Below are 24,213 nucleotides of genomic sequence, written 5' to 3' on the forward strand. Positions count from 1 at the left end.
GAAGGTAGAGAAAGATTGGAAGAGAGGGATCGTGAAAGTGTCAGAAAATATTTCAGTATTAGTAGTAGACGACGAGGATCGTATTCGCCGCTTATTAAAAATGTATCTAGAGCGAGAAGGATACCTTGTTGACGAGGCAGAAAATGGTGAACAAGCGATCGAGAAATCTTTAGAAAAAGAGTATCACTGTATTTTACTTGATATTATGATGCCTGAAAAAGATGGGCTAGAAGTGTGTGCGGAAATTCGAGAACGCGCAGCAACACCGATTATTTTATTAACTGCAAAAGGCGAAGAAGCGAATCGTGTACAAGGCTTTGAGCTTGGCGCAGATGACTATATTGTAAAACCATTTAGTCCTCGTGAGGTTGTTTTACGTGTGAAGGCTATTTTACGCCGTTCACAAGCTTTCTCACCAACGACGAATGCATCCTCTTCAAAAGATTTGGTGGTGTTCCAGCATTTAATGATTGATCACGATGCACACCGTGTAACAGCAGAGGGGATTGAGGTCAATTTAACACCAAAAGAGTATGAATTACTGTATTTCTTAGCGAAATCGCCAGACAAAGTATTTGACCGTGAACAACTACTAAAAGAAGTATGGCATTATGACTTCTTTGGTGATTTACGTACAGTGGATACACACGTAAAACGGTTACGTGAAAAGCTCAACCGAGTTTCTGAAAACGCTGCTAAAATGATTGTGACAGTTTGGGGCGTTGGATACAAATTTGAGGTTGTCAATGAATAGAATATGGAATAGTGTTGTCGGGAAGCTATGGGTAACCATATTGCTTCTCGTTTCATTTGTATTATTTGTTTTCACGGTATTAATGCTTGAATTTCTTCAAAATTATCATATGCAGCAAGCAGAAATTTCATTGCGTCAGACAGCTGCAACAGTGGCAAGTATAGTAGATGACAATGAAACAGCAGAATCTACTTCGGAATTATTAAAAGATATTTTACCTACAGGGACCAATGCATTGATTGCGATAAGCCATGTTGAAGTATCCTTTGCAATGCAGGAGGGTGTCAACAAAAAAGAAATACAAGATACTATTTTAGCCAATAAATCTTTTCATGAAGTGTTTCAATCAGATGAACCCATTATTAAAGAAATGATGATGCCTTCTTCTACTGATCAAGAAAAGATGGAATCGTATGTCGTACTTGGTTTCCCCCTAAATGTTGAAAATACAGTACATGGAGCTGTCTTCATCTATCAAAGCCCAGATGCGCTACATAAAACGTCTAAGGAAACAACGAAAATTGTCTTTTTAGCTGCCTTCATAGCATTTGTGCTGACGACATTCTTCGCATTTTTCCTTTCTTCACGTATTACTTCGCCATTAAGAAAAATGCGTGAGTTGGCTTTTGAAATCGCGAAAGGGAATTTTGAAGCGAAAATGCCTACAACGCAAAATGACGAAATTGGTCAACTTGCCGTTGCCTTCAATCAAATGGGCCGTCAATTAAAGCATAATTTAGAGGTTATTAATCAAGAAAACGAACAGCTTTCGAATATTTTGACTTCTATGACAGATGCAGTGATTACCTTTAACCGTGATCGTACAATATTATTAAGTAACCCACCAGCAGAACGTTTAATGCAAAAGTGGTTTGTGAATAAAGGCTCGCAAAGTGCAAAGCCTATCCCTCCAGAGCTGTATCATATGCTTGATCATGTGCTGATGTTTGAGGATAAACTAGAAGAGGAAATTGAAATGGACGGCAACTACTACACATTTACGATTAGTCCTCTCTATAGTGGTGAAATGATACGTGGGGCTGTGGCTGTTATTCGTGATATGACTGAACAACATCGCTTAGAAAAACTAAGATCCGATTTTATAGCCAATGTCTCTCACGAACTAAGGACACCGATTGCTATGCTACAAGGTTACTCTGAAGCATTAATGGACGATGATTTTATTCAGGATCAGGAAGAGCGTAATGAGATTACCAAAATCATTTATGATGAATCGAAGCGAATGGGTCGCCTTGTGACAGATCTATTAGATTTGGCACGCATGGAATCAGGGCATATGACGCTTTATAAAGATGAATTACCGATCAATTCGACATTCGAGCGTATTACACAAAAATTTGCTCAGGTAGCAAAGGAAAAGCACGTTCGTCTGCAATTTGACAGTGAATTTAATGACGAGGCCATGATTAATATTGATGAGGATCGGATTGAACAAGTGCTTACAAATTTAGTCGATAATGCACTTAGACATACAGATGAAGGGTCTGTGACTGTAAAAATCGAGCAGGAGCCGACATTTGCTAAAATATCTGTTCAAGATACAGGGCATGGCATTCCTCAGGATGACTTACCATATGTCTTTGAACGCTTTTACAAAGCCGATAAGGCACGTACCCGTTCCAAAGGCGGAACTGGTCTCGGCTTAGCCATTGCTAGAAATATTGTGAAGGCACACTCAGGTAATATTATGGTAGACAGTGTGCTGAAAGAGGGTACGACCTTCACGTTTTATTTACCGTTCGATTAATAACATGTATTGCTATTAATTGGCTGTAACTTCTATGAATGTAAGACGACAAATATTATAGAACGGGGGTGGAGTGCTTTGAATGACTCCGTGTTCCATCGACTATACGATGCATATCACCAAGACGTGTTTCAGTTTTTAATATATTTAGTAAAAAACCGTACACTTGCCGAAGATTTAGCACATGAAGTTTATGTACGAGTGTTGCGCTCATATGATCAATTTGCAGGGAATAGTAGTGAGAAAACATGGCTATTTGCTATTGCCAAAAATGTAGCGATTGATCATTTTAGAAAGCAAGCTGTACGCCAAAAGCATTCACATGATTTCTTTGACTGGGAAACGGAACAGCTCCATTCAACCACACCATCACCGGAAGATATGCTACAGGCCAGTGATGAATTTATGCAGGTAGAATCAGCACTTGAAAACTGTACAGGCGACCAAAAAATGGTCATTATAATGCGCTATTTTCAGGACTTATCGATCGCAGAAACAGCGCAAATACTAGATTGGACAGAAGCTAAGGTAAAAACGACCCAGCATCGAGCCATTAAATTTTTAAGGCAACAGCTACAGCCGATTAGAGAACAGGAGGCGAAACGGCAATGACGCATAAGCCATTTGATGATGAACAGCTTGAATATGTATTGAACAATGCCCCTAAGCTTTCTGACCACCGTTCAAAAGAAGAAATATTAAATCGGTTAATGGCAGATGCTCGCTTGCAGGATAATAGTCACCTTCAAGAAGCGATACAACAACCTATAGAGAATGAAGAAGCACAACAAGAAAGTAAACCTTTGATCCAAGATGAACGACCATCACGATTTAAGTTCCGAAGAATGCCGATTTTTACGAGTGTAGCAGCAGTTTTCGCGCTAACGGTACTCGTTGGCTCCATGTTCATGAATAATGATGCTAGCCAAAAAGATCTAGCTAGTACTCCAGAAACGGCTAATTACGCTACTTTACAGGAAGATCGTTCTGCTAAAGACGCTGCTACGCAGGATGAAGCGCTTCAATCCAGTATTGTATCGGAGCATGAGCGCATGTTATCTTTACGGTCATCTGTCTATGAGGAAGATGTGAAAGATGCTGTCGTTTTCCGTATTGGTTTAGCAGGACGTGATGCGGAAAGTGTGCCAATGACATATGTGATACCAAATGAGCGTGTAGCAACTGATTTTGGAACAGAAAAACCTTCTACTCTACAGATGTATGAGAAATACGCTCCTCAAATTGATGAAGAAGCCAAAGGGTTTACAGATTATCATCCTTTTAAAGGTGAACTGAAGGAGAAGGAAGACAAGCTTGTCCACGTTTTACCAAAGGACAATGACTATGATGTTGCTTCAGCTACCGTCAATGAGTATAAAGGAACTTTGGAAGATACATTCTCAGATTCTGAATATACGGAAGTGGAGATTCAAAATGAAGATGGCACACCTTATGAGTTTTCTCAAGAGGGCGAGCCAAGCCAAGCTATGTCATTAACAAACGCCAAACATTTTAATTATTATTTATACCAAGATGGTAATGGTGCGGAATATCTGTCACCAGATTTCCGTCAAACATTTGCAAATGTTACAGAGGCACTTACACTCATGAAAAACAAAAATGATGATGTTTATGTAACAGTTGTTCCTGAAAACGTGACTTATACCGTGAAAGAGGAAGCGGAAGGTGTCGTCGTTACATTTGATATCCCCTTAGATTTAGCATCGATGGAGCCAATCCGCGCCACGCAATTGATTGAGGCCATGATGTTAACTGCTGCTGGCTTTGGCCAACAATTACGCTTAGATAATGTGGTCCAAGAAAGCTGGGAAGGATTCGATTTGAAAACGTATTTGCCAAAGCCTGTGGGGCCAAATAAACAATATATGCCTTAGTCAAAAATGGAGCATTCCTGTAGCATGGAATGCTCCATTTTTATAATACATACAAATCTAATCGGATTTTTTTAAGCAGAACTATTTACTTTTTCTTGATAATTAATTATAGTAAGGTTGTAGTATAAAATAATATGATTCATCTTCGGGGCAGGGTGAAAATCCCGACCGGCGGTAATAGAGTGGTAAACCGTTAATGTTTTTCATTAACTCGAATGGTTTATGCTACACTCTTCAGCCCGCGACCTGTGCAAATTTATTTGCATGGCTGACTTGGTGTGATTCCAAGGCCGACAGTTAAAGTCTGGATGGGAGAAGATGGAGGTACGATCGTCATTCATTGTTATGAAGTGAACTATAGCCGAGCGCTTTTTTGTAGAGCTTTTTAAACAGTGCTCAAAAAATAGTTTATATTGACGCTTATTCGTCATGCCTTTCTCCCTTGTGCTTTTTCATGCATAAGGGTTTTTTCATGCTAACAATTGAAAGATCGTCACCTTTCTTCTTGCGAGATTGAATCAGCAAAGAGGAGAGAGTTTTCTATGAAGAAGAATGTTAAACTTCAATCGTTTATTACGATTGGTATGCTGAGCAGTATTTCGTTTTTATTAATGCTTTTTAATTTCCCGATTCCGCCGTTCCCAGCATTTTTGGAAGTGGACTTTAGTGATATGCCTGCATTAATAGCAGCCATCACAATGGGGCCTGTAGCTGGTATTTTAGTAGAGTTATTTAAAAATGTATTGGATTGGATTTTCTCAGGAACGCCAACAGGTGTGCCAGTAGGTCATATTGCTAACTTTACAACAGGCATTTTATTTATTTTACCAGTAAGCTTTATTTTTAATCGCTTTAAAACAATTGCTGGTCTTGTTGGAGGTTTAGCAACAGGTACAGTCGTTATGGCAGTAGGCATGAGTATTTTAAACTATGTAGTATTTTTACCAATGTACACATACTTCTTAGGAATGGAACCTGTTGTAGGTGACTCACTTTATAAAATGATTGTCGCTGGGATTTTACCATTTAACATTGTGAAAGGTATTTTATTAACGGCTATTATGGCGTTTTTATTTACAACAATGCGCAAATGGATCGACCGTCAGCGTTCTATCTATATATCAAAATAATATACGCTAACCTCGGGTGAATATACCCGAGGTTTTTTGTTGAAGGAATGATGGATAGGGTTTAAGGTGTAACGGATAAATTACTAAAAGGAACGGAAAGAAAGGCAAAACTAACGGATAAACATAGAAAAAAGTAATGGAGTAAGCAAGCTATCTAGTACTTTATCATTATGACCTAGTCGAAAGCTATATTTTCATGTAAAATAGGGAAGAGTTTAGAATGTTTGAGGAGTTTGAAGAGATGAGTGAACAAAAGGGACAGTGGTCTAGTAAATTAGGATTTATTCTAGCATCAGCGGGTGCTGCAATTGGACTAGGGGCAATTTGGAAACTACCCTATGTAACGGGACAAAGTGGTGGGGGAGCGTTTTTCCTAATCTTTGTGTTATTTACCTTGTTAATAGGGTTACCAATGCTATTGTCCGAGTATGTTTTGGGGCGTGGTACACAATCGGAGGCTGTAACGGCATATAAAAAAATTGCTCCGACAAAGCCAAGCTGGGCTTGGATTGGTCGAATGGGTGTACTAGGTTGTTTTTTATTATTAACTTTTTATAGTGTAGTTGGAGGTTGGATCTTTATTTATAGCGGGCTCGGTGTTGCTGGCGCTGTAATCGATCCAGCAGTAGATCCTGCTGAACTATTTGGAAAAATTATAGGTACGCCTTGGATTACGCTAGTTGGTTTAGTATTGTTTACATTAGCCAATGTACTTGTGATTTCGTTAGGTGTACAAAATGGGATCGAAAAGGCCAATAAATGGATGATGCCGCTACTCTTTATAATGTTCATTGTCCTTGTTGTGCGTGCTGTTACATTGGATGGGGCAATGGAGGGCGTAAAATTCTTCTTATGGCCTGATTTCTCAAATATTACTGGAAAGGCATTATTAGAAGCGCTGGGGCAATCGTTCTTTGGGTTAGCAGTGGGATTCTCTTGTCTTGTTACATATAGTTCCTATCTAAAAAAGGATGTAAGTCTGCCAAATTCAGCAGGTTCTGTTGTGCTGTTAACTGTGCTAGTCTCATTTTTAGCAGGATTAGCGATTTTCCCTGTTGTGTTCGCTTTTGATTTAGAGCCAGCAGCGGGTCCAGGCTTGCTATTTATGGTGCTACCAACAGCTTTCAGTCAAATGCCATTCGGTGAAGTATTTTTAGCGATGTTTTTATTACTATTTTTATTTGCCACATTAACGTCATCATTTAGTTTATATGAAATTATTGTCGCGGCATTTATGGAACATAGTCAGAAATCCCGTCCAATGTGGACACTTTTACTTGGTATAGTCGTATTTATTGCAGCTATTCCAGCAGCACTTTCTTCTAGTGTTCTATCGGATGTAACGATTTTTGAGAAAAGTATTTTTGATGCAACCGATTTTCTAGTGTCAAACATCATGCTTCCATTAGGAAATTTATTCATTGCTATCTTTATTGCCCATGTAGTGGATAAAGAATTTGTGAAAAGAGAATTGTTAATGGGTAGTCAAATGGGACAAGGCTATTATTCATCATATCGTATGTTAATGTTAGTTGTCGTACCGATTATCATTCTTGTCGTGTTTGTTAATATGCTACTGCAATATTAAAGAAAAGGTGTATTCCATCTAACAGGAATACACCTTTTTTTAGTATGACAAGGATTAATACTCGTTAAGTGATAGCTCTCCTAGCCAATCTTCTTTAATAATTTTCTTTGCTTGTTCTTCGCTTTTGGCAATAGGGAATACTTTATCAACCTGTGAAATAGCGAATAAGTTGCGAATGAAATCATCGACGACAATAATGGCAATTTTTTTATCTTTTACAGACACCTTCTTAGCGAAATTGACGATCATACCGAATCCAGTGCTATCAATATTTGTAACCCTTTGCATATCGATAATGTATCCGTGTTTTGTGTCCAAGCTAAGTGTTTGCAGCTCTGACTTTATATCTTCGATTATCCCGTATTCTAAATCGCCAGTAAACGCAATCACAATATAATCAGCCTTTGTGTCAATATTCATTGCAATGTTCTTCTGATTCATCCTATAGCGCCTCCATTTTTCTTTACTTGTTTGGGGATTTATTCAAACTTAAATTTATTAACTTCATTTTGTAAATTATCAGCAATTGATGATAGCTCATCTGAACTTTGTGTAATTTCTGCAACTGTCGCATATTGCTCTTCAGAAGTCGCGGCAATCTCCTCTGTAGCTGCTGCAGCGTCTTCGATAATACGTGAAATATCTTGGATAGCTTGTTGCACACCTAAGGAGTTGTCGTTAACATGTGTAAATGCAACCTTCATTTGTTCGACACCTTCTTCTGTTTCGACAACTTTCTCCACGATTTCTTTTAAAGCACTTCCACCTTTATTAATGATTGTTACTTGCTCCTCGACCGCCAATAAATTGCTTTCCATCGTCCTTACCGTCACAGAAGTTTCAGCTTGGATATCATTAATGAGATTTGTAATTTGTCCTGCTGCTAAACTTGACTGTTCTGCTAGCTGACGAACCTCTGATGCAACGACAGCAAAGCCTTTTCCTTGATCGCCTGCTCGTGCTGCCTCGATGGCTGCATTGAGTGCTAACAGATTCGTTTGCTCAGCAATGCCTGTGATAACGGTAATAATACCACCAATTTCTTCAGAGCGCTTGCCTAACTTCTGGATAGAATCAGTTGCATAAGACACAGTTTTCGTCACATCACCTAAATGCATAATCGCTTCATTGATGGCTTCTTCTCCTTTGCGTGCGATATGAGTTGATTCAATAGCGCTATTTAAAGTGATTTCGGCCTTTTGTAAGCTCTTTGATACTTCCTCGATCGTTTTTTGCATCATGGAAACGATTCGTTCAGCCTGGTCGGATTGAGTCGTAGTACCAACAGCAATTTCATTCATTGTCAATGCGATTTGGTTAGATGCTTCACTTGTTTGATGGGATGATTCTGCTAAAGTGTGTGACGACTTTGCGATTTGATGTGCGCTACCAGCCACAATCGTTATCGTCTCTGTTAAATGATTTTTCATACTACTAAATGCGCGCGCTAATTCAGCGATTTCATCTTTGCCTTTCGGGTTTAACAGTTTAACATTTAAGTTTAGTTCTGCCAGCTCTTTGGCATTTGTACTTAGAATATTAATCGGATTAACAATTTGTTTTTGTAAGAACCAACTAATTCCTCCAATCATCACAATGGCAATCACTAAGGAAATGGCTACATTCTCCAGTGCTGATTTTGTGGCAATGCTTATATAAGGAGCGGTAGGGACAGCGGTTGCCCATACGCCGATAACCTCCCCTTGGCTATTTACTATAGGATCATAGGCTGCTTGATGCAAACTTCCTAAGACATTTGCAGAACCGATAAAGCGCTTTTTTTCTCCTAGCACAACAGTAGCAACCTCGTCAGAAACTTTTGTATTTAAAGCGCGTTGACCGTTATCCACTATATTGGTACTTATACGAGTATCATTTTGAAAGATGGATACAGCATTCCCGTTTGTGAGTTCTCCAACTTTATCAGCTGCCTCGAAATTTTCTACCATATTGATATCGCCCTTATAGAGTTGGTTGTTTTTAATGGACCATTCTCCAGGATATTTAGCGTCTAAATATTCATAGCTTACCTGTATATCTGATAGAAGCTTTGTATCAGCACTTTCTAATAGATTGTTCTTGGCAACAAAAAAATTGACTCCTGCTAAAAGGGAAGTAAGTAAGATAATACAACCAAATATAAGCAGATTCATTTTTTTTCGTATAGATAACTTCATTAAAACACGCCCCCAATTTTACGTTTACTTTATATATGAATCTTTTTTGAAATACCAACTAAAAATTTTGTTTCTGAAATATTTTCAAACCAAATGTGGTCGACCATATTTTTGACAAAAAATAAACCGCGTCCACGATCAGAATAATCAAGTTCGTCTAAATCGAATTGGAGAACTTTGTCCCAGTCATATTCGGCAATACCTTTTGCTTCATCAGTGACTGTTATCTTTATTTCTTCGTATGATTGCGTTACATGTATTTGGATCTCCTTTTGAGAGGGTGTGTCAATTTTCCCCATAGCCTCTACGGCATTGATGACTAATTCATGTACAACAAATCGTAATTCTCGTTTATAAGGTAGATTATATAACTCTGTATAATTCTCCATTACTTGATCAATAAAGGCTATAGCTTGTGTATCAAGATTTACATTGAGTGTGAATTCCATCTTCAATCACCTACCCTTTAATGTAATTGTTATTGAAACGACTGTGATGTCATCACTGTAATCATTATCAAATAAATTGTATTTTTGAGAAAACTTTTGTAGTGCATAGCTATTTTCCTGTGAAGCATAACTGTAGAAAAAGTCCATATCAATTGAATTTTGCTCGTTTAATGTTAATAATCCATCCGTATAAAGAATGATGCGGTGCCAGCCTGATAAAGGTATTGTTTTTTTATTTATTTGAATAGTAGGGAATAGTCCGAGGATAGGTGTATTCGCTGGGAGGAAGACTGTTTCTCCATATTTTCCAAATAAAAAACCAGAAGGATGAGCCGCATTCACATAGTGCAAAGTTCCGTTTTTTGTATCTAGAAGTATGTAGATTGCCGTCATTAAAAAACGGTCCATATCATCAGAAAATAGCTCGTATATTTGGCGGTTAAGTTCTTGAATTACTGCTACTGGATCAATTAACTTCGTAATCATTCCTTTTAATAAGGATCTAATGGACATAGTAACGAGTGATGCAGCGATACCATGCCCCATTGCATCATACAGAAGAATGGCGGTTAAATGTTCATTAATTTTAAACCAGCAGTACATGTCACCTCCTAGTGTATTGGATGTTACATAAAGACCATCAACCTGTATATGCTCAAGATTTAATGGGGGAGATAGTGCATTCTTTTGGAATTTTTTTGCAACAAACAAATCTTTTTGAATCATACTTTCCTGCTGCTTTCGAAGCGTGGCTTCCCTCTGATATTTTAAGGCTACTTGAATGCGAGTCTTAAATTGAGTGAAATCAAAAGGTTTTAAAATAAAGTCGAAAATACCAGCTTCAAATACCCTATCGATTGTTATGGTTTTTTCGTAGGTAGTAGATAGAAGGATAGGGACTTCTATCCAATTTTTAAGTACATGAATGTGCTGACAAATTTCCTCGCAATTTCTGAGTGTCATTTTAGTGTCGAGTACGATTAATTCTAGCTCATCTTTCAAAGATGAATCTACTAAATAATTCATTGCTACTTCCGTTGTTGAAAAGCAATGAATATTTGGGATGCCGATACGATGAAAATATTTTTGCAGACGCAGCACATCATTACTTACGCTGCCAATAATTAATACTGACATGCCTACTCAATTCACCGCCTTATGTATCTATAACTAAATATTTCCTGGAAGCCAACATAATGATTTCTAACCATAATATATACTCCGTATTTACTTATAATATGAATAAATTAAAATTCTAATTTGCTATAAATTTACCAATAAATATGGCATTATACAAGGCTTTTGTGATATAAAGTAAAACTTAATCAATGGGGTTTTTGACATCCAAGCTCATGAAGAGTGTTCTAAGGTTATGTTTTTAGCAATGTTCTTGTGTTATATGCATTTGCTGCATGAAGATGTAGAAAACGCTTCGCTCCTAATCATGCAAATAAACTGTCCAATCATTAGACAGACAAAGGATTTTTGTAAGACTAAAGACCTTTTGTAGAAAGTAGTAATTTTGTCCTTTATTTAAGATGAAAGAACGCTATTTTAGAAGGAAATGTGATAAAAAAATTAATCTAAAAAAGGGATTAATATATTCGATAATATGCATGTTATAAAACCTTACATACATATTGCGTATTCTCCATTTTTAATGTATTTTAAGAACAGTAATAAATAACATGTTAACTAAAATTACATTGGAGTGGTGAAGAATGAAACATTATACAAAAGAAGATATTGTACGCCGAGTGAAGGAAGAAAATGTGAAATTTATTCGCCTACAATTTACAGATATATTAGGAACAATTAAAAATGTGGAAGTGCCTGTCAGTCAATTAGAGAAAGCGTTAGATAATAAAGTCATGTTTGATGGCTCTTCAATCGAGGGTTTTGTGCGTATTGAAGAATCAGATATGTATTTAAAGCCCGATATCGATACCTTCGTAATTTTTCCTTGGACTGCTGAAAAAGGGAAAGTAGCTCGCTTTATTTGTGATATTGCGAGACCAGATGGTACACCGTTTGAAGGAGACCCACGCTCCAATTTAAAACGTGTATTAAAGGAAATGGAGGAGCTAGGCTTTACTTCGTTTAATTTAGGACCAGAGCCTGAGTTTTTCCTGTTCAAGCTGGACGAAAAGGGACACCCAACACTGGAATTAAATGATAGTGGGGGCTATTTTGATTTAGCGCCAACTGATTTGGGGGAGAACTGTCGTCGTGACATCGTTTTAGAGTTAGAGGGAATGGGCTTTGAAATTGAAGCTTCTCATCATGAAGTAGCACCTGGCCAGCATGAAATTGACTTTAAGTATGCCAGTGCCATTGAGGCATGTGATAATATTCAAACATTTAAACTAGTCGTAAAAACCATTGCTGCACAGCATGGCCTCCACGCAACATTTATGCCAAAGCCACTATTTGGGGTCAATGGGTCAGGAATGCATTTTAACTTATCGTTATTTGAAGGTGATAAAAATGCCTTCTACGATGAACATGCTGACTTACAATTAAGTGCAACCGCACGTAGCTTTATGGCAGGAATCATGAAGCATGTACATGGCTTTACGGCTATCACGAATCCACTTGTCAATTCCTATAAACGATTAGTACCTGGCTATGAGGCACCTTGCTATGTAGCATGGTCAGCTCAAAACCGCTCACCACTAATTCGTATTCCAGCAGCTCGTGGACTATCTACACGAATTGAATTGCGTTCAGTTGACCCAGCAGCAAACCCGTATTTAGCAATGGCTGTTATTCTAGCATCTGGACTAGATGGCATACGTAAAGATTTAACGCCACCAGCTGCGGTAGATCGTAATATTTATAAAATGACAGCAGCGGAGCGGGAGTTGAATGGGATTGACAGTTTACCATCCTCATTGGAATTTGCGCTAATCGAATTAGAGATGGATGCCATTGTTCGTGATGCACTGGGTGACCATATTTACGATAAATTTACAGCTGCAAAAGAGATTGAATGGAATAAATATCGCACACGTGTCCATAATTGGGAGCGTGAGGAGTATTTAAAGATGTACTAAAAAAGTGTTGGGGTTATTTTTTGCCCCAACTTTTTTATGTGACATGAACTTCTTTTTGCTCTATCATAAGATTAAAGGAGTGTGGGCAATGACACAAATAACTCAAGTTGTGACAATTCAAAACAATGATATTGTGCAATTTGAACTTGATATTAACCGGGCTTTAGTAGATTTAAAAGGCTTTTTAATACTTGATATCAAATACAATACGCTCTTTATTGGAGAACAGACAGTCATCCATTCTGCTTTAATTATTTATCAGCAAAATGATTAGAACATTTAACAAGATGGGGTCATGTCGATGAGACGTGACTTTTTTTATTCAAATAAATAAAGATAATAGAAAGACTCGATCTTCTAGAAAGGTTAATGGTAATCGGGCAACTTCGTCCTTAGATTTCCATGCGATGTCATAAATTAATTCGTCAGGATCTTGAATTAGCATTTGTCCGCCAGCCAGGACAGTTTCAAAGTAATATACCTCCACAATTTCATTCTGCTTATGATGAATTTCTTTAAGAATCGTTACGATATAGCCTGTTTCTTCATAAACCTCTCGAATACAGCAAGCCCTAAAATCTTCCGTTGCCTCTTTACCACCTGATGGAACAGCCCATGTTTTTTCTTCATCCTTATTCCCTTGCAAAACCATTAATAATTGATTGTCTTTGTTCAAACAAATAGCGGCAGCACCTTGCCATTTCACAAGTAAAACCCCTTTTTATCTATTTTTACCTATGAAGTATGTAATTGTAAAAAACAGATGGATTTCTGAAAAATTCTATATACTTTTGCTATAATAAAATTATCATGTTAATTGAACAGAGGAGGGGTGTACTTGAAAATACGGTTAGGTCTTCTTGGCCCTTCAGACTCAATTGAATTTGTCGAAGCGGTCTTGAAAAATTGGCCAGAGTTTATATGTACCTCGATAGAATGTCTCGCAGAAGCGGATTTAGATGAAAAAGTGACACCTCTATTGCAAGAAGAAATGGATATGTGGCTGTGTACAGGGCCAATCACCTATGATATTGTGCAAAGTTGGAATCAGCTAAAGACACCCATTTTTTATGTTATGTATAAAGGATCTTCCTTATATAAAACGGTGTTAAGGGTATTGTATGAACACAAAATCGAAGTGAATGAGATTAGCTATGATGCTGGTAATAGTGATGCATGGGAGCAAGCTTTGGTGGAGGCAGGAATCGAAGTGAAGCCTAAATTTGTGGAATCTGAGACGATCTCCTTAAATGAGCTTGTACACTACCATTTTAAGCTTTGGGAAAGTGGCCAAACAAAGGCGGCCATTACAGGTCATCCCATTCATCATGAGCTACAACAGCTAGGTGTTCCAACCTATCGACTGTTCCCATCCTCAATGGCAGTAGAAGCCGTTATTACGAATATGCTACGAACATATGAAATGTTACGTTATAAGGCGACGCAAATTGCTGTGCAAATTATCGAAATTGATCCTTTTTCAGGAATCGCAAAAAATAATTTTTCTACAGATGAGTTGTTTAGAATGGAACTGAAGATTATGGAGCATTTGCTAACATATACAAAAAGCATTCATGGTTCCATTAAATCTACAAGATTTGGGCGTTATGTGATTTTCACGACGAGAGGTTTAATGGAGGACATCACGAAGAATTTTAGCCAAATACCTGATATAGAAGATTTCACACAACTAGATCAAGAGGCCATGACTTGTGGAATTGGAATTGGTCAAACAGTATATGACGCAGAAATTAACGCTGGAAATGCCTTATTGCATGCAAAGGACTGTGGTAAGGGATCATGGATGGTTTGTTTTGATGATAAAAAAATCGCTGGACCCCTTGGAAAGCCTGAACAACTTACATATTCCTATACCTCAGAAGAATTAGAGGCTTTAAGTCAAGAAACCTCCTTAAGTGTGATGACATTAAATAAGTTAAAGTCATCATTGAAAAAATTAGCAAGTGATGAGCTGAATGCTAATGAGCTAGCTAAATATATGCAAATACCAGCTCGAAGTGCACGCCGAATATTAACAACCCTTGAGGAAAAAGGATTCGCTGAAGTAGTTGCAGAGGAAAAACCCCACACACGCGGACGTCCACGGAAGGTTTATAAAATTTCTCCATTCTAAAAAGAGAGTCCATAATTACATGGACTCTCATTTCATATTGTTGAAAAACAAAACCATCAATAGAATTTTTGTGAAAGGTGAAAATGGTTTCCGTTGCAGGCTACTTGCTTTCCTGTGGGCGAGCGCCGAGCCGCTTCCTCCGCTACCGCTCCGTGCAGGGGCTCGCCTGTCTCGCTATCCCACGGGAGTCAAGTAGCCTTCCACTCCAACCCACAAAAGTGTTACCTTTTTAGCAAAGGTTTTCAAATAAAGTGAAGGTGTTCACTACTCTTTATGAAGGGGTGTTGTCACTACATTGAAAATAAGAGCCTATCTAATTATACAAATCATGGGCTATTTTGATCGCTACGGCTAGTATGAAAGATAAGGAAAAGACACTTCTGCACATGGTTGATTGGAGTGGAGCCAGCGTCACTCCTAGGGGATTTAGCGTCACAGAGGAGACCCTGGAGCGAACGAAAGTGAGTGAAGCGGCTCCTCGGACGCCCCCTGGAAAGGACGCTGGCGGAACGGAAATCAACCCCTCACCTTGCAAAGTTGCTTTTTCTGCCGTTGACATCATCTTTTTTCAACAACATGAAAAGAGAGTCCATAATACGGACTCTCTTTTATGCTACGAGCGAATTTTGTATTGCTTGACGTCTGATGGGAGTGGGGAAGTGTACACCTCACCAGCTCGACGTTCAATTAATTCTGCCTTCGCTTGTTCAATTAATGCTGGTTGTAGAAGAACATCCAGTGCTGTGGAAGCCATAATTTTACCTGCGTGAAGCATGCCTTTATGTGCTAAGGAAGTTGTTCCTGTCGCTACAATTTGCCATGTATGAAGAGGGGTTCCAAGTGGTTCACATGCCGTCATACATTGTGCAGTTGGAACAAGCCAGCTAACATCACCAACATCTGTAGACCCAGCCATAAATTCATCTGGCTTGAATGGGTCAATGACATCCGCCATATCTTTTCCAGCTAATTCACGATTTCTTTGCACATCCACCTTTTTTTCCTCTTCCGATAATGTTTCACGAATAGCCCTTGCAAATTGTAGTTCCTCATCTGTATAAGAAGGTACACCTAATTTGACGAAGTTTTCATGCATAACCTGTTCTAATGTTGTATTAGGTATCACATTAGAAAGAGCTGAGGCTAGATCAATGTCTACCTCAGTACCTGTCATCAGAGCAGCACCTCTTGCAATATCACAAATACGTTGGTAGATATCCTCCGTTTGAGAAACTCTTGGGGCTCTTACAAAATACAATACTTCTGCCTCTGCTTGTACAACATTTGGAGAAGAACCGCCTGTATTTGTAAGGGCATAATGGACCCGTGCTTCTGGAATGATATGCTCCCGTAAATAGTTTACTCCGATATTCATCAGCTCCACAGCATCAAGAGCACTTCTCCCTAAGTGTGGGCTAGCAGCTGCATGGGCGCTTTTGCCTTTAAATTTAAAATATACTTCGTAACAAGCAAGTGTAGCAACCGACATGATATTATTCGTTGTTCCTGGATGCCAAGTCAAAGCAATATCGACATCATCAAAAACGCCCTCTCTTGCCATAAAGGTCTTACCACCGCCAATTTCTTCGCCAGGACAACCATAATAGCGAACAGTCCCTTTGATATTGTGCTCTTGCATGTAATCACGTAATGCAATAGCAGCAGCAAGTGAACCTGTACCTAATAAATTGTGTCCGCAGCCATGACCGTTGCCTCCTACTTGTTGTGGATTCGGCAGTGCGATACCACCACTTTGACTTAAGCCAGTAAGCGCATCGAATTCTCCAAGAAATGCGATGATAGGTTTGCCGCTACCGCAAGTTCCCATGAAGGCGGTTTCAATTTGGGCAACACCTTTATCCACTTCAAATCCTTCATCCACTAGTGCCTTGCATAATAGTTCAGCAGATTTAAACTCTTCAAATCCTGTTTCAGCATACTGCCAAATTTGATTGCTCACTTCAATTAATTTTTCTCGTTTTTCTTCAATAATTTGAGATAGTCTACTATGTTTAGTCAAATAAACTCACCCTTACCTTTCTTTTTTAAGCATGATCAATTAAACTACTATTCTTTGATGGGATTCTATAGATTACCGCACAAATTACAACGATGACTAGGGCGCCGATCAGGAAGAAGAATGCTGCTTGGAATGAACCACCAAAACCATCAATAAGGGCACCCATGGCTGTTGGTGCAATAAAACCTGCCATACCACTAGCGAAATACATCATACCTAAAAACGAGCCTATGATTTTTTGAGAAACATACTTAAGTGGAATGGCTAAGATTGCCATTGAGATGGCTGCATCACCGATTGAAAAGATACTTTGATAGGAAATAGCTAACTGAATACTTGATGCATTGAACATCATATACAAGCATAGGCCCGAAACAATGGCACCAACAAAAACAATTACTTTTTCTTTTCCGGCCAGTGCCTTATCGATTAAAAACCCTGTGATAATAGCTGCGATTAATCCACAAGCCTGTGGAATCATAGCAAGTGATCCTACTTCTCGTAAATTTAAATTCCGAGTTTGTTCCAAATAGGAAGGTAGCCAAGAGGAGAATCCCCAATGGACTGTACTTGAGCAAAAGTACATCACGACAAGAACCCATAAAAATGAACTTTTATAGAGCTCTTTCATTGGACGACCATCCGAAGTTTCTACTGCTGTTGCCTGTTGTTTGACAAGCTTTGGTGGATTGTAAAACTTAAACAATAAAAGAGTGACAATTAAGCCTACACCACCAATGATGTAAAACATTGCGCGCCAGCCCCAAGTATCAGCAATTAAACCAGCCAAATATAAAGCAAGAACGCCACCAATTAATTGAGCTGCTAGTAGCATCGATTTAGCTCGTGCACGAACATCCTTTTTGAAAATCTCCGTAATGGCAACACCACTACCTGTCGGCAAACCACCATCACCAAGACCGAGAATAAAACGAATAGCTAAAATAGCCATAAAAGAGCCAATCATCCCAGTCAGTAGGGAGAAGAGGGAAATCATGAATACAGCAATAACAATTATTTTCCTTGAGCCAAACTTATCAGATGCCCAACCTGCTAGCAATGTCATTAGTGCACTGCTTAGCCAAAAGCTACTGATGACCATCCCGCTTTGTGTTTGTGTTAAATGCAATTCTTTACTGATGGGGATGATGGCCACATTCATGCCGAACAATGTTAATGAATCGACTAGCCATGCTAGAAATAGTAGTGAAAAGATAAAATTTCGTTTGCCAACACTCAGTTGCGTATGTAAATCATTCATTCAATTCTTCCTCCTTTTTAAGACTCTTTATTTTTATTTAAGGACAATAAAGGTCTTGTCCGTTATTATAAATACATTATTGTTATTTTTCAATATATTTTGATTTCGAGTACAATGAAATTTAGAGGAGAAAGAGAAAAAAGTGTATATAAAGGACGAAATTAAGCAAAGAGAGTAGTCCATAAAAAAATACTTCCCTTATAACCTGTCCAAAGTTAGCATAAAAAGACAGGTTATACAGCAATATCTATTTTATGATGGGATCAAGGAGTGAGAGCAATGAGTTGGATTGAGTCGATTCAAAAGGCCATTAATTTTATGGAGGATCATTTATTAGAGGATATTACGATTGAACAGATTGCACAGGAGGTTAATTCATCGGTCTTTCATTTTCAACGAACATTTGCCATTTTAACAGATATGTCTATTGCAGATTATCTACGTCGAAGAAGATTAACATTAGCTGCACAAGAATTAATGGGTACGGAACAAAAAATAATCGATCTCGCCTACAAATACGGCTATGAAACTCCTGAAGCCTTTACCAAAGCGTTTCGTAAACAGCATTATGTAACGCCCAGTGAAGCAAGAAAGAAGCAAGGACCATTACAATCATACAATCGCCTGGTGATACAGGTAAGCTTGAAGGGAGCAGAACCAATGAAGTATAAAATTGTAGAAAAAGACAAGTTTCAAATTGTTGGTGTAAAAAGAACGTACAACTGTCAAAATGGAGAGAACACACGGGAAATCCCTCTATTTTGGCATGAAGTGAATCAAAGTGGCTTTGACCATCAGTTATATCAATTAAATAATGGCACTATCAATGGCGTACTAGGTGTTTGTGTACCAAATACAAGCCAGGGACAAAAAGGCTTCATTGATTATTGGATTGCTACTGATCATGTAGGAGAAGTAGGAGAAGATCTCTTAACAATGGAAGTACCTCCATCAAAATGGGTTATCTTTGAGGTACATGGCCCTATGCCAGATGCGATGCAAAATACGTGGAAACAAATTTATTCAGAGTGGTTCCCATCCAATCCATACGAACCAGCAGGAACAGCGGAGCTTGAGGTTTACCCTGAAGAGGACGCCTACAGCCCTGATTCATACTCAGAAATTTGGATTCCAATAAAGTAAAGATGAAATGGATTTGGTCAACGAATAGTTGACCAAATCCATTTTTGTTGTAATGATGCTTTATGGAATATAGTTCAATACAAGATGCTAAGCTTTATTAAATGAATTAAATAATTGTATCTTTTCAAACACAACTCTTTCGATAGCATCCATACCTGTCTTTAAAATATCTGGTGGGTTATATAAATTTTGATTATTTGTAAGTATTTCACGAATAGCTTGAGCCCATGCTTGATTACATTCAGTATTTACGTTTATTTTAGCATGGCCATATTCAATCGTTTGAATAATTTGATGCTCAGGAATACCGGAGCCGCCATGTAAAGATAAAGGAATATCGTTTAGATGTTCAGAAATTTCTTTCATTAAATCAAAGGCAAGCTGTGGTTCGCCTTGATAAGGTCCGTGAACTGAGCCTAATGCAGCTGCTAGTACATCGATATTTGTCGATTCAACTAACTGATAGCATTCGTTTGGATCTGCATACTTAATACCTGAAGTAACACCATCTTCTGTTCCACCGACAGAACCGATTTCTGCCTCTACTGAAACGTTATACCTTTTGGCATAATCGACAACTTCACGAGTTGTAGTGATATTATCCTTTAAGGGAAGCTTAGAGCCATCGTACATAACAGAACTATAGCCTGCATCAATGGCTTCCATGCATCGTTCAACTGTAAAACCATGATCTAAATGGAGGGCTACGGGTACTGTAATGTTCATCTCTTTTATCATTCTATCGGCTGTAGCAGAGATTAATTTAAATCCACCGAGATAATCAACGATTCGATCTGATGATGCTAAAACTACAGGTGATTTTTGTTGTTCAGCAGCACGTAATATGGCTTCTATCCATTGGAAACTATTAATGTTAAATTGTCCAATAGCATAATGGTTTTTTTTTGCCTGTGGCAATAAATCCTTTAATGTGACAAATCCCATAACATTCACCTCGTCTTCTAAAAAACTATTATTTATTTTGAAAAATTAGTATTGTTGTGCTGCTTCACGATGATGTTGGTTTTCTTCATAAGCTTTTTGAATCTTTTCATTGTTTGATACTTCAGCTACACCAACATTCCACCAAGATTCGTAGCCATCTGTCATTGTTTTTGGTAATACCTTCATTTCAATTAACGTGGAAACAGTTTGCTCTTTAGCATCTTCGATTGCGAATTTCAATTCTTCTACCGTGTTAGCACGATAAACCTTTGCGCCATATCCTTCTGCGACCTTTGCATAATCAATATTTAATATTTGATTATTAGCTGTACGGAATTCAGTAAAGAAGCTACCGCTACCATGGCCCATTTGTAAGTTATTAATGCAGCCAAAGCCAGAGTTATCGAATAACATTACATTAATTTTTTTATTGTATTGCAAAGCGGTTACAAGTTCTGAATGGAGTAAAAGGAAACTGCCATCACCAACCATTGCATAAACTTCTTTGGTAGGTTCTGCTAGTTTAGCACCTAATGCACCTGCAATTTCATAGCCCATGCAAGAGTACCCATACTCCACGTTATAAGTATTTGCTGACTTAGGATTCCAAATGCGTTGCATGTCACCTGGTAAAGAGCCGGCAGCTGTCACCACGATGGCAGCATCATCAATCGCATCGTTGATCGTGCATAATGCAGTAGTTTGAGCGAATGTCGTATTTAATGCATCAGCATACTCATTAATAGTAGATTGTGAGAAATGGTTTTTAATTTCTGGATCAAAACCTTCACGTGTATATGTCACATTACTTAGGCGATTGCGTTCTTTCGTCCATTCTTCTTTTAATTCCACAATTCGTGTGCCGAAAGTGGATTGGTAATCATGTAATTCTGCCTCTAACAGTTCAAGTGTTGCGCGAACATCTGCTACAACTTGGAAGGCATCTAATTTATAAGCTTGAAAACGATTAATGTTAATGTTTAAAAACTTAGCGTTATCAAAATCAAATGCCGTTTTTGATGCTGTCGTAAAATCTGTGTAACGGGTCCCTAGGCCAATAATTAGATCAGCTTCTTTGGCAGCTTTGTTTGCTGCTAGAGTACCTGTAACACCTAAGCCACCTAGGTTATTAGCGAAATTTGCAGCAATAGTCGATTTACCAGCCTGTGTTTCAACTAAGGGGATATGGCATTTTTCGGATATACGCGCTAATACTTCTTGAGCTTCGGAATATTTAGCGCCGCCTCCAATTACAAAGACTGGTCGTTTACTTTTTTTAATAAGCTCGAGGGCACCTTGTTTTTCACGTGCTACTGGTGCTTTACGATCTAAATAATGGACTCGCTTTTTAAAGAATGCTTCATCGTAATCGAATGCTTCACCTTCTACGTCCTGTCCAATACAAATAGTTGCTGGGCCTGCAGTTGCTGGATTTGTCATTACTTCAAATGCACGAATTAAGCTAGACATCAATTGTTCTGGTCGTGTAACACGATCCCAATAGCGGGAAACAGCGCGTAATGCATCATTAGTAGAAATATCTGCACTGTGCTCATGTTCTATTTGTTGTAAAACAGGATTTGGCTGTCTACTGGAGAAAACATCACCAGGAAGAAAGAGTACAGGGATATTATTTGCTAACGCTGTTCCAGCTGCTGCTGCAAGGTTTGCAGAACCAGGGCCTACAGAAGTAGTCACTGCGTAAATTTGTTGACGCAGCTTTTGTTTACTGAAGGCAATAGCTGCATGTGCCATGCCCTGCTCATTTTTTCCTTGATAAATTTTTAAATCTTCCCCATATTGTTCTAATGCTTGTCCGATTCCTAAAACATTGCCGTGCCCAAAAATGTTAAAGATTCCATCTACGAATCGAAATTCTTTTCCATCAATATGGATATATTGCTGTTTCAAAAACTTTACTAGTGCTTGCCCTGTTGTTAGACGAATCTTTTTTTTCATATATTAAAACCTTCTTTCTAAAATTAATAAGCAAATAAAGATGACAATCTACTACTCTGAGGCATACTAGTTTAATTAAGAACGATCTTTAATAAGATCTTCAATGTCTTGTACTGTTGGCATGGCTTCAGATGAACTATGCTTACTAACGACTATTGAAGCGGAAGCACTACCATACTTTAGGGCGGTTTCATAATCTTTTCCGTTAACGACGGCATATAAGAAAGCAGATGCATATGAATCACCAGCACCGAATGTTTTTAATACTTGGGTTTTATAAGCTTGACCATGATATGTGGCTCCGTTTGGTTCGTAAGCGTAAGAGCCATCAACACCATGTTTAATGACAACTAATTCTGCATCATGTGCAAATAAATGTTTTACGGTGTCATCATTGTTACCTGGTGTAGCTAAATTCTCCATTACATCGTACTCATCACGAGTACCAATCACAACATTTGAAAGCTGCGCTACTAAGGAATAGTAAATGGAAGTTTCTTCTTGTGAATGCCAAGTGTAAGGACGATAATCTAATTCGAAAACAACTTTAACAGCATGTTTTTTAGCTAAGCTAATTGCTTTGAATACCGCTTCACGAGAAGGGCTAAGTGCAAGAGCTGTACCTGAAACAAGTAAAATTTTGGTCTTTTTAATGTAATCTTCGTTTACTTCAGAAGGCTCTAAATATAAGTCCGCTACATGATCACGATACATTAATATGCTACATTCACTAGGGCTAAGAATTTCTGTGAAAGCTAAACCTGCTTTACGGCCCTCTGTGTCAAACACCATATTGGAAGTGTCCACACCCTTTTCACTCATATATTGTTTAATAAAACGACCATGTTGATCTTGCGGGATTTTACCAATAAATCCAGCCTTCAAGCCAAGTTTACTACTACCAATTGCGATATTGGCGGGTGAACCGCCAACGTATTTTGTAAAAGTCATCGTTTCTTCCATTGGGCGATTGTATTCGTTTGCATTTAAGTCGATACAGGCACGGCCAATTGCAATAATATCAAATTCTCTATTTTGATTAAATATCAGTACCATTGGGGTCTCTCCTTTTATTAGATGAAATAAATAATACAGTTTTATGGACGGTGAATAATCCATTCATGATCTTTATCATTATTGAATTTCCAAATACGAGTTGGACCAGCCATAACATTTAAGTAATAAGAAGTATAACCATCAGGAACTCCTACAGGGTGATAACCTTTTGGCACAAGGACCACATCCCCGTTTTCCACAGCCATTGTTTCATCTAATGAACGGTCATCAGTGTAAACACGTTGAAAAATAAAACCTTGCTGTGGATTGATTTCGTGGTAATAGCTTTCTTCTAAAAATGATTCTTCTGGCAAATTGTCTTGATCATGTTTATGGGGAGGGTAGCTTGACCAATTAGCTGTTTCTGTAATTACTTCTACAACAAGCAAGCTATTTGCTGATGGAGTTGAATCAGGTAAAATATTATGAACTAAACGTTTATTATTGTATTTACCGCGATTTTCGATACCATTATCAGATGCTTTAATGAATTTTGTAGGTAATTCTTGATCAGATGGGGCATAGCAAAGAGCGACGCGTGCTTTTGTGTTCGCTGTGATTTTCAATGATTTATTATGTGAAATATAAACACTATCTGTTGGTATTCTTTCAAAAACAGATTGACGTGTTCCAATTTCTTTATAGCTGTCTTGGCCATCTGTTACAGTGATTTTTCCAGTTAAAGCTACAATACATAGTTCTAAATCCGTTAATGTTTCTTTATAAACTGCGTGTGGCTCTAAATCTAGCATTTTAAAACCAACATATACTAATTCAGAGTTTTCTTTTGTTACCTCATGCACTAAAGTTACACCTTCAGCAATTATTTTATTGTCAGGTTTTCTAAGTAATTGACTCATTTATCGTCTTCCTCCTAT

21 protein-coding genes and 1 riboswitch are annotated in these 24,213 nt (G+C 38.1%); of the genes, 10 read left to right on the forward strand and 11 right to left on the reverse strand.

Annotated features, from left to right (window positions below; genetic code table 11):
* The first annotated feature begins 37 nt into the window (after nt 1–37).
* From MHB40_RS06505 to MHB40_RS06530, 6 genes are all read left to right on the forward strand, one after another.
* Nucleotides 38–754, forward strand: coding sequence for a response regulator transcription factor (locus MHB40_RS06505; protein WP_004232215.1), 717 nt, complete (start codon nt 38–40; stop codon nt 752–754).
* The gene (locus tag MHB40_RS06510; protein ID WP_342442801.1) at nt 747–2,522 is read left to right on the forward strand and encodes an ATP-binding protein; all 1,776 of its coding nucleotides are present in this window, start codon (nt 747–749) and stop codon (nt 2,520–2,522) included. Before MHB40_RS06505 ends, MHB40_RS06510 begins: the two co-directional genes overlap by 8 nt.
* Before the next feature lie 57 nt (nt 2,523–2,579).
* Nucleotides 2,580–3,134: an RNA polymerase sigma factor SigX gene (gene sigX, locus MHB40_RS06515; protein ID WP_081011069.1), complete on the forward strand. Its 555-nt coding sequence runs from the start codon at nt 2,580–2,582 to the stop codon at nt 3,132–3,134.
* Nucleotides 3,131–4,417: an RNA polymerase subunit sigma gene (locus tag MHB40_RS06520; RefSeq protein ID WP_342442802.1), complete on the forward strand. Its 1,287-nt coding sequence runs from the start codon at nt 3,131–3,133 to the stop codon at nt 4,415–4,417. The genes sigX and MHB40_RS06520 overlap by 4 nt, the downstream gene beginning before the upstream one ends.
* Before the next feature lie 137 nt (nt 4,418–4,554).
* Nucleotides 4,555–4,741: riboswitch (FMN riboswitch) on the forward strand.
* Nucleotides 4,742–4,959: 218 nt separating this feature from the next.
* Complete coding sequence (locus MHB40_RS06525; RefSeq protein ID WP_205442133.1) at nt 4,960–5,547, forward strand: ECF transporter S component; 588 nt, start codon at nt 4,960–4,962, stop codon at nt 5,545–5,547.
* Between the two features lie 241 nt (nt 5,548–5,788).
* A complete protein-coding gene (locus MHB40_RS06530; RefSeq protein WP_342442803.1) occupies nt 5,789–7,135 on the forward strand; it encodes a sodium-dependent transporter in 1,347 nt (448 codons plus the stop codon).
* Between the two features lie 54 nt (nt 7,136–7,189).
* Here the strand turns inward: MHB40_RS06530 and MHB40_RS06535 are convergent, their stop codons facing one another.
* Genes MHB40_RS06535 through MHB40_RS06550 form a run of 4 tightly spaced genes read right to left on the reverse strand, consistent with a single transcriptional unit; the run spans nt 7,190 to nt 10,898 of the window.
* Nucleotides 7,190–7,576 carry an STAS domain-containing protein gene (locus MHB40_RS06535; protein ID WP_342442804.1) on the reverse strand — a complete coding sequence of 129 codons (387 nt, stop codon included), beginning with the start codon at nt 7,574–7,576 and terminating at the stop codon, nt 7,190–7,192.
* Nucleotides 7,577–7,614: 38 nt separating this feature from the next.
* A complete protein-coding gene (locus MHB40_RS06540; protein ID WP_342442805.1) occupies nt 7,615–9,312 on the reverse strand; it encodes a methyl-accepting chemotaxis protein in 1,698 nt (565 codons plus the stop codon).
* A 29-nt stretch (nt 9,313–9,341) separates the two neighbouring features.
* Nucleotides 9,342–9,761: an ATP-binding protein gene (locus MHB40_RS06545; RefSeq protein WP_342534140.1), complete on the reverse strand. Its 420-nt coding sequence runs from the start codon at nt 9,759–9,761 to the stop codon at nt 9,342–9,344.
* A 6-nt stretch (nt 9,762–9,767) separates the two neighbouring features.
* Nucleotides 9,768–10,898: a SpoIIE family protein phosphatase gene (locus tag MHB40_RS06550; RefSeq protein ID WP_342534141.1), complete on the reverse strand. Its 1,131-nt coding sequence runs from the start codon at nt 10,896–10,898 to the stop codon at nt 9,768–9,770.
* A gap of 584 nt (nt 10,899–11,482) precedes the next feature.
* Here MHB40_RS06550 and glnA point away from each other — a divergent pair.
* Both glnA and MHB40_RS06560 read left to right on the forward strand, forming a co-directional pair.
* A complete protein-coding gene (gene glnA, locus MHB40_RS06555; RefSeq protein WP_205442140.1) occupies nt 11,483–12,817 on the forward strand; it encodes a type I glutamate--ammonia ligase in 1,335 nt (444 codons plus the stop codon).
* An 88-nt stretch (nt 12,818–12,905) separates the two neighbouring features.
* Nucleotides 12,906–13,091: a hypothetical protein gene (locus MHB40_RS06560; RefSeq protein WP_205442142.1), complete on the forward strand. Its 186-nt coding sequence runs from the start codon at nt 12,906–12,908 to the stop codon at nt 13,089–13,091.
* A gap of 48 nt (nt 13,092–13,139) precedes the next feature.
* Here the strand turns inward: MHB40_RS06560 and MHB40_RS06565 are convergent, their stop codons facing one another.
* Complete coding sequence (locus MHB40_RS06565) at nt 13,140–13,523, reverse strand: NUDIX hydrolase (RefSeq protein WP_342442808.1); 384 nt, start codon at nt 13,521–13,523, stop codon at nt 13,140–13,142.
* A 132-nt stretch (nt 13,524–13,655) separates the two neighbouring features.
* On the opposite strand from MHB40_RS06565, the gene MHB40_RS06570 reads away from it, so the two are divergent.
* Entirely contained in the window at nt 13,656–14,951 is a 1,296-nt protein-coding gene (locus tag MHB40_RS06570) for an ArsR family transcriptional regulator (RefSeq protein ID WP_342442809.1), read from the forward strand.
* A 613-nt stretch (nt 14,952–15,564) separates the two neighbouring features.
* Here MHB40_RS06570 and MHB40_RS06575 read toward each other — a convergent pair.
* Both MHB40_RS06575 and MHB40_RS06580 read right to left on the reverse strand, forming a co-directional pair.
* Nucleotides 15,565–16,971, reverse strand: coding sequence for a M20 family metallopeptidase (locus MHB40_RS06575; RefSeq protein ID WP_342442810.1), 1,407 nt, complete (start codon nt 16,969–16,971; stop codon nt 15,565–15,567).
* A 25-nt stretch (nt 16,972–16,996) separates the two neighbouring features.
* Complete coding sequence (locus MHB40_RS06580; RefSeq protein WP_342534142.1) at nt 16,997–18,232, reverse strand: MFS transporter; 1,236 nt, start codon at nt 18,230–18,232, stop codon at nt 16,997–16,999.
* Nucleotides 18,233–18,511: 279 nt separating this feature from the next.
* Here MHB40_RS06580 and MHB40_RS06585 point away from each other — a divergent pair, with 279 nt between their 5' ends.
* Nucleotides 18,512–19,375, forward strand: coding sequence for an AraC family transcriptional regulator (locus MHB40_RS06585; protein WP_342534143.1), 864 nt, complete (start codon nt 18,512–18,514; stop codon nt 19,373–19,375).
* A gap of 87 nt (nt 19,376–19,462) precedes the next feature.
* On the opposite strand, the gene fba is transcribed toward MHB40_RS06585, so the two are convergent.
* From fba to iolB, 4 genes are all read right to left on the reverse strand, one after another.
* On the reverse strand, nt 19,463–20,320 hold the full coding sequence (gene fba, locus MHB40_RS06590; protein ID WP_342534144.1) for a class II fructose-1,6-bisphosphate aldolase: 858 nt from the start codon (nt 20,318–20,320) through the stop codon (nt 19,463–19,465).
* A gap of 45 nt (nt 20,321–20,365) precedes the next feature.
* A complete protein-coding gene (gene iolD, locus MHB40_RS06595) occupies nt 20,366–22,279 on the reverse strand; it encodes a 3D-(3,5/4)-trihydroxycyclohexane-1,2-dione acylhydrolase (decyclizing) (protein WP_004232238.1) in 1,914 nt (637 codons plus the stop codon).
* 75 nt (nt 22,280–22,354) lie between these two features.
* Nucleotides 22,355–23,335: a 5-dehydro-2-deoxygluconokinase gene (gene iolC / locus MHB40_RS06600; protein WP_205442149.1), complete on the reverse strand. Its 981-nt coding sequence runs from the start codon at nt 23,333–23,335 to the stop codon at nt 22,355–22,357.
* Nucleotides 23,336–23,376: 41 nt separating this feature from the next.
* A complete protein-coding gene (gene iolB, locus MHB40_RS06605) occupies nt 23,377–24,195 on the reverse strand; it encodes a 5-deoxy-glucuronate isomerase (RefSeq protein ID WP_342442814.1) in 819 nt (272 codons plus the stop codon).
* Nucleotides 24,196–24,213 lie beyond the last annotated feature (18 nt).

The sequence above is a fragment of the Lysinibacillus sp. FSL K6-0057 genome (assembly GCF_038630885.1).
GTDB lineage: Bacteria > Bacillota > Bacilli > Bacillales_A > Planococcaceae > Lysinibacillus > Lysinibacillus fusiformis_F.

Coding starts and splice junctions, on each gene's coding strand:
- MHB40_RS06510 (WP_342442801.1), top strand. CDS start 747: ATGAATAGAATATGGAATAGTGTTGTCGGGAAGCTATGGGTAACCATA.
- MHB40_RS06520 (WP_342442802.1), top strand. CDS start 3,131: ATGACGCATAAGCCATTTGATGATGAACAGCTTGAATATGTATTGAAC.
- MHB40_RS06525 (WP_205442133.1), top strand. CDS start 4,960: ATGAAGAAGAATGTTAAACTTCAATCGTTTATTACGATTGGTATGCTG.
- MHB40_RS06530 (WP_342442803.1), top strand. CDS start 5,789: ATGAGTGAACAAAAGGGACAGTGGTCTAGTAAATTAGGATTTATTCTA.
- MHB40_RS06535 (WP_342442804.1), bottom strand. CDS start 7,576: ATGAATCAGAAGAACATTGCAATGAATATTGACACAAAGGCTGATTAT.
- MHB40_RS06540 (WP_342442805.1), bottom strand. CDS start 9,312: ATGAAGTTATCTATACGAAAAAAAATGAATCTGCTTATATTTGGTTGT.
- MHB40_RS06545 (WP_342534140.1), bottom strand. CDS start 9,761: ATGGAATTCACACTCAATGTAAATCTTGATACACAAGCTATAGCCTTT.
- MHB40_RS06550 (WP_342534141.1), bottom strand. CDS start 10,898: ATGTCAGTATTAATTATTGGCAGCGTAAGTAATGATGTGCTGCGTCTG.
- glnA (WP_205442140.1), top strand. CDS start 11,483: ATGAAACATTATACAAAAGAAGATATTGTACGCCGAGTGAAGGAAGAA.
- MHB40_RS06560 (WP_205442142.1), top strand. CDS start 12,906: ATGACACAAATAACTCAAGTTGTGACAATTCAAAACAATGATATTGTG.
- MHB40_RS06580 (WP_342534142.1), bottom strand. CDS start 18,232: ATGAATGATTTACATACGCAACTGAGTGTTGGCAAACGAAATTTTATC.
- MHB40_RS06585 (WP_342534143.1), top strand. CDS start 18,512: ATGAGTTGGATTGAGTCGATTCAAAAGGCCATTAATTTTATGGAGGAT.
- fba (WP_342534144.1), bottom strand. CDS start 20,320: ATGGGATTTGTCACATTAAAGGATTTATTGCCACAGGCAAAAAAAAAC.
- iolD (WP_004232238.1), bottom strand. CDS start 22,279: ATGAAAAAAAAGATTCGTCTAACAACAGGGCAAGCACTAGTAAAGTTT.
- iolC (WP_205442149.1), bottom strand. CDS start 23,335: ATGGTACTGATATTTAATCAAAATAGAGAATTTGATATTATTGCAATT.
- iolB (WP_342442814.1), bottom strand. CDS start 24,195: ATGAGTCAATTACTTAGAAAACCTGACAATAAAATAATTGCTGAAGGT.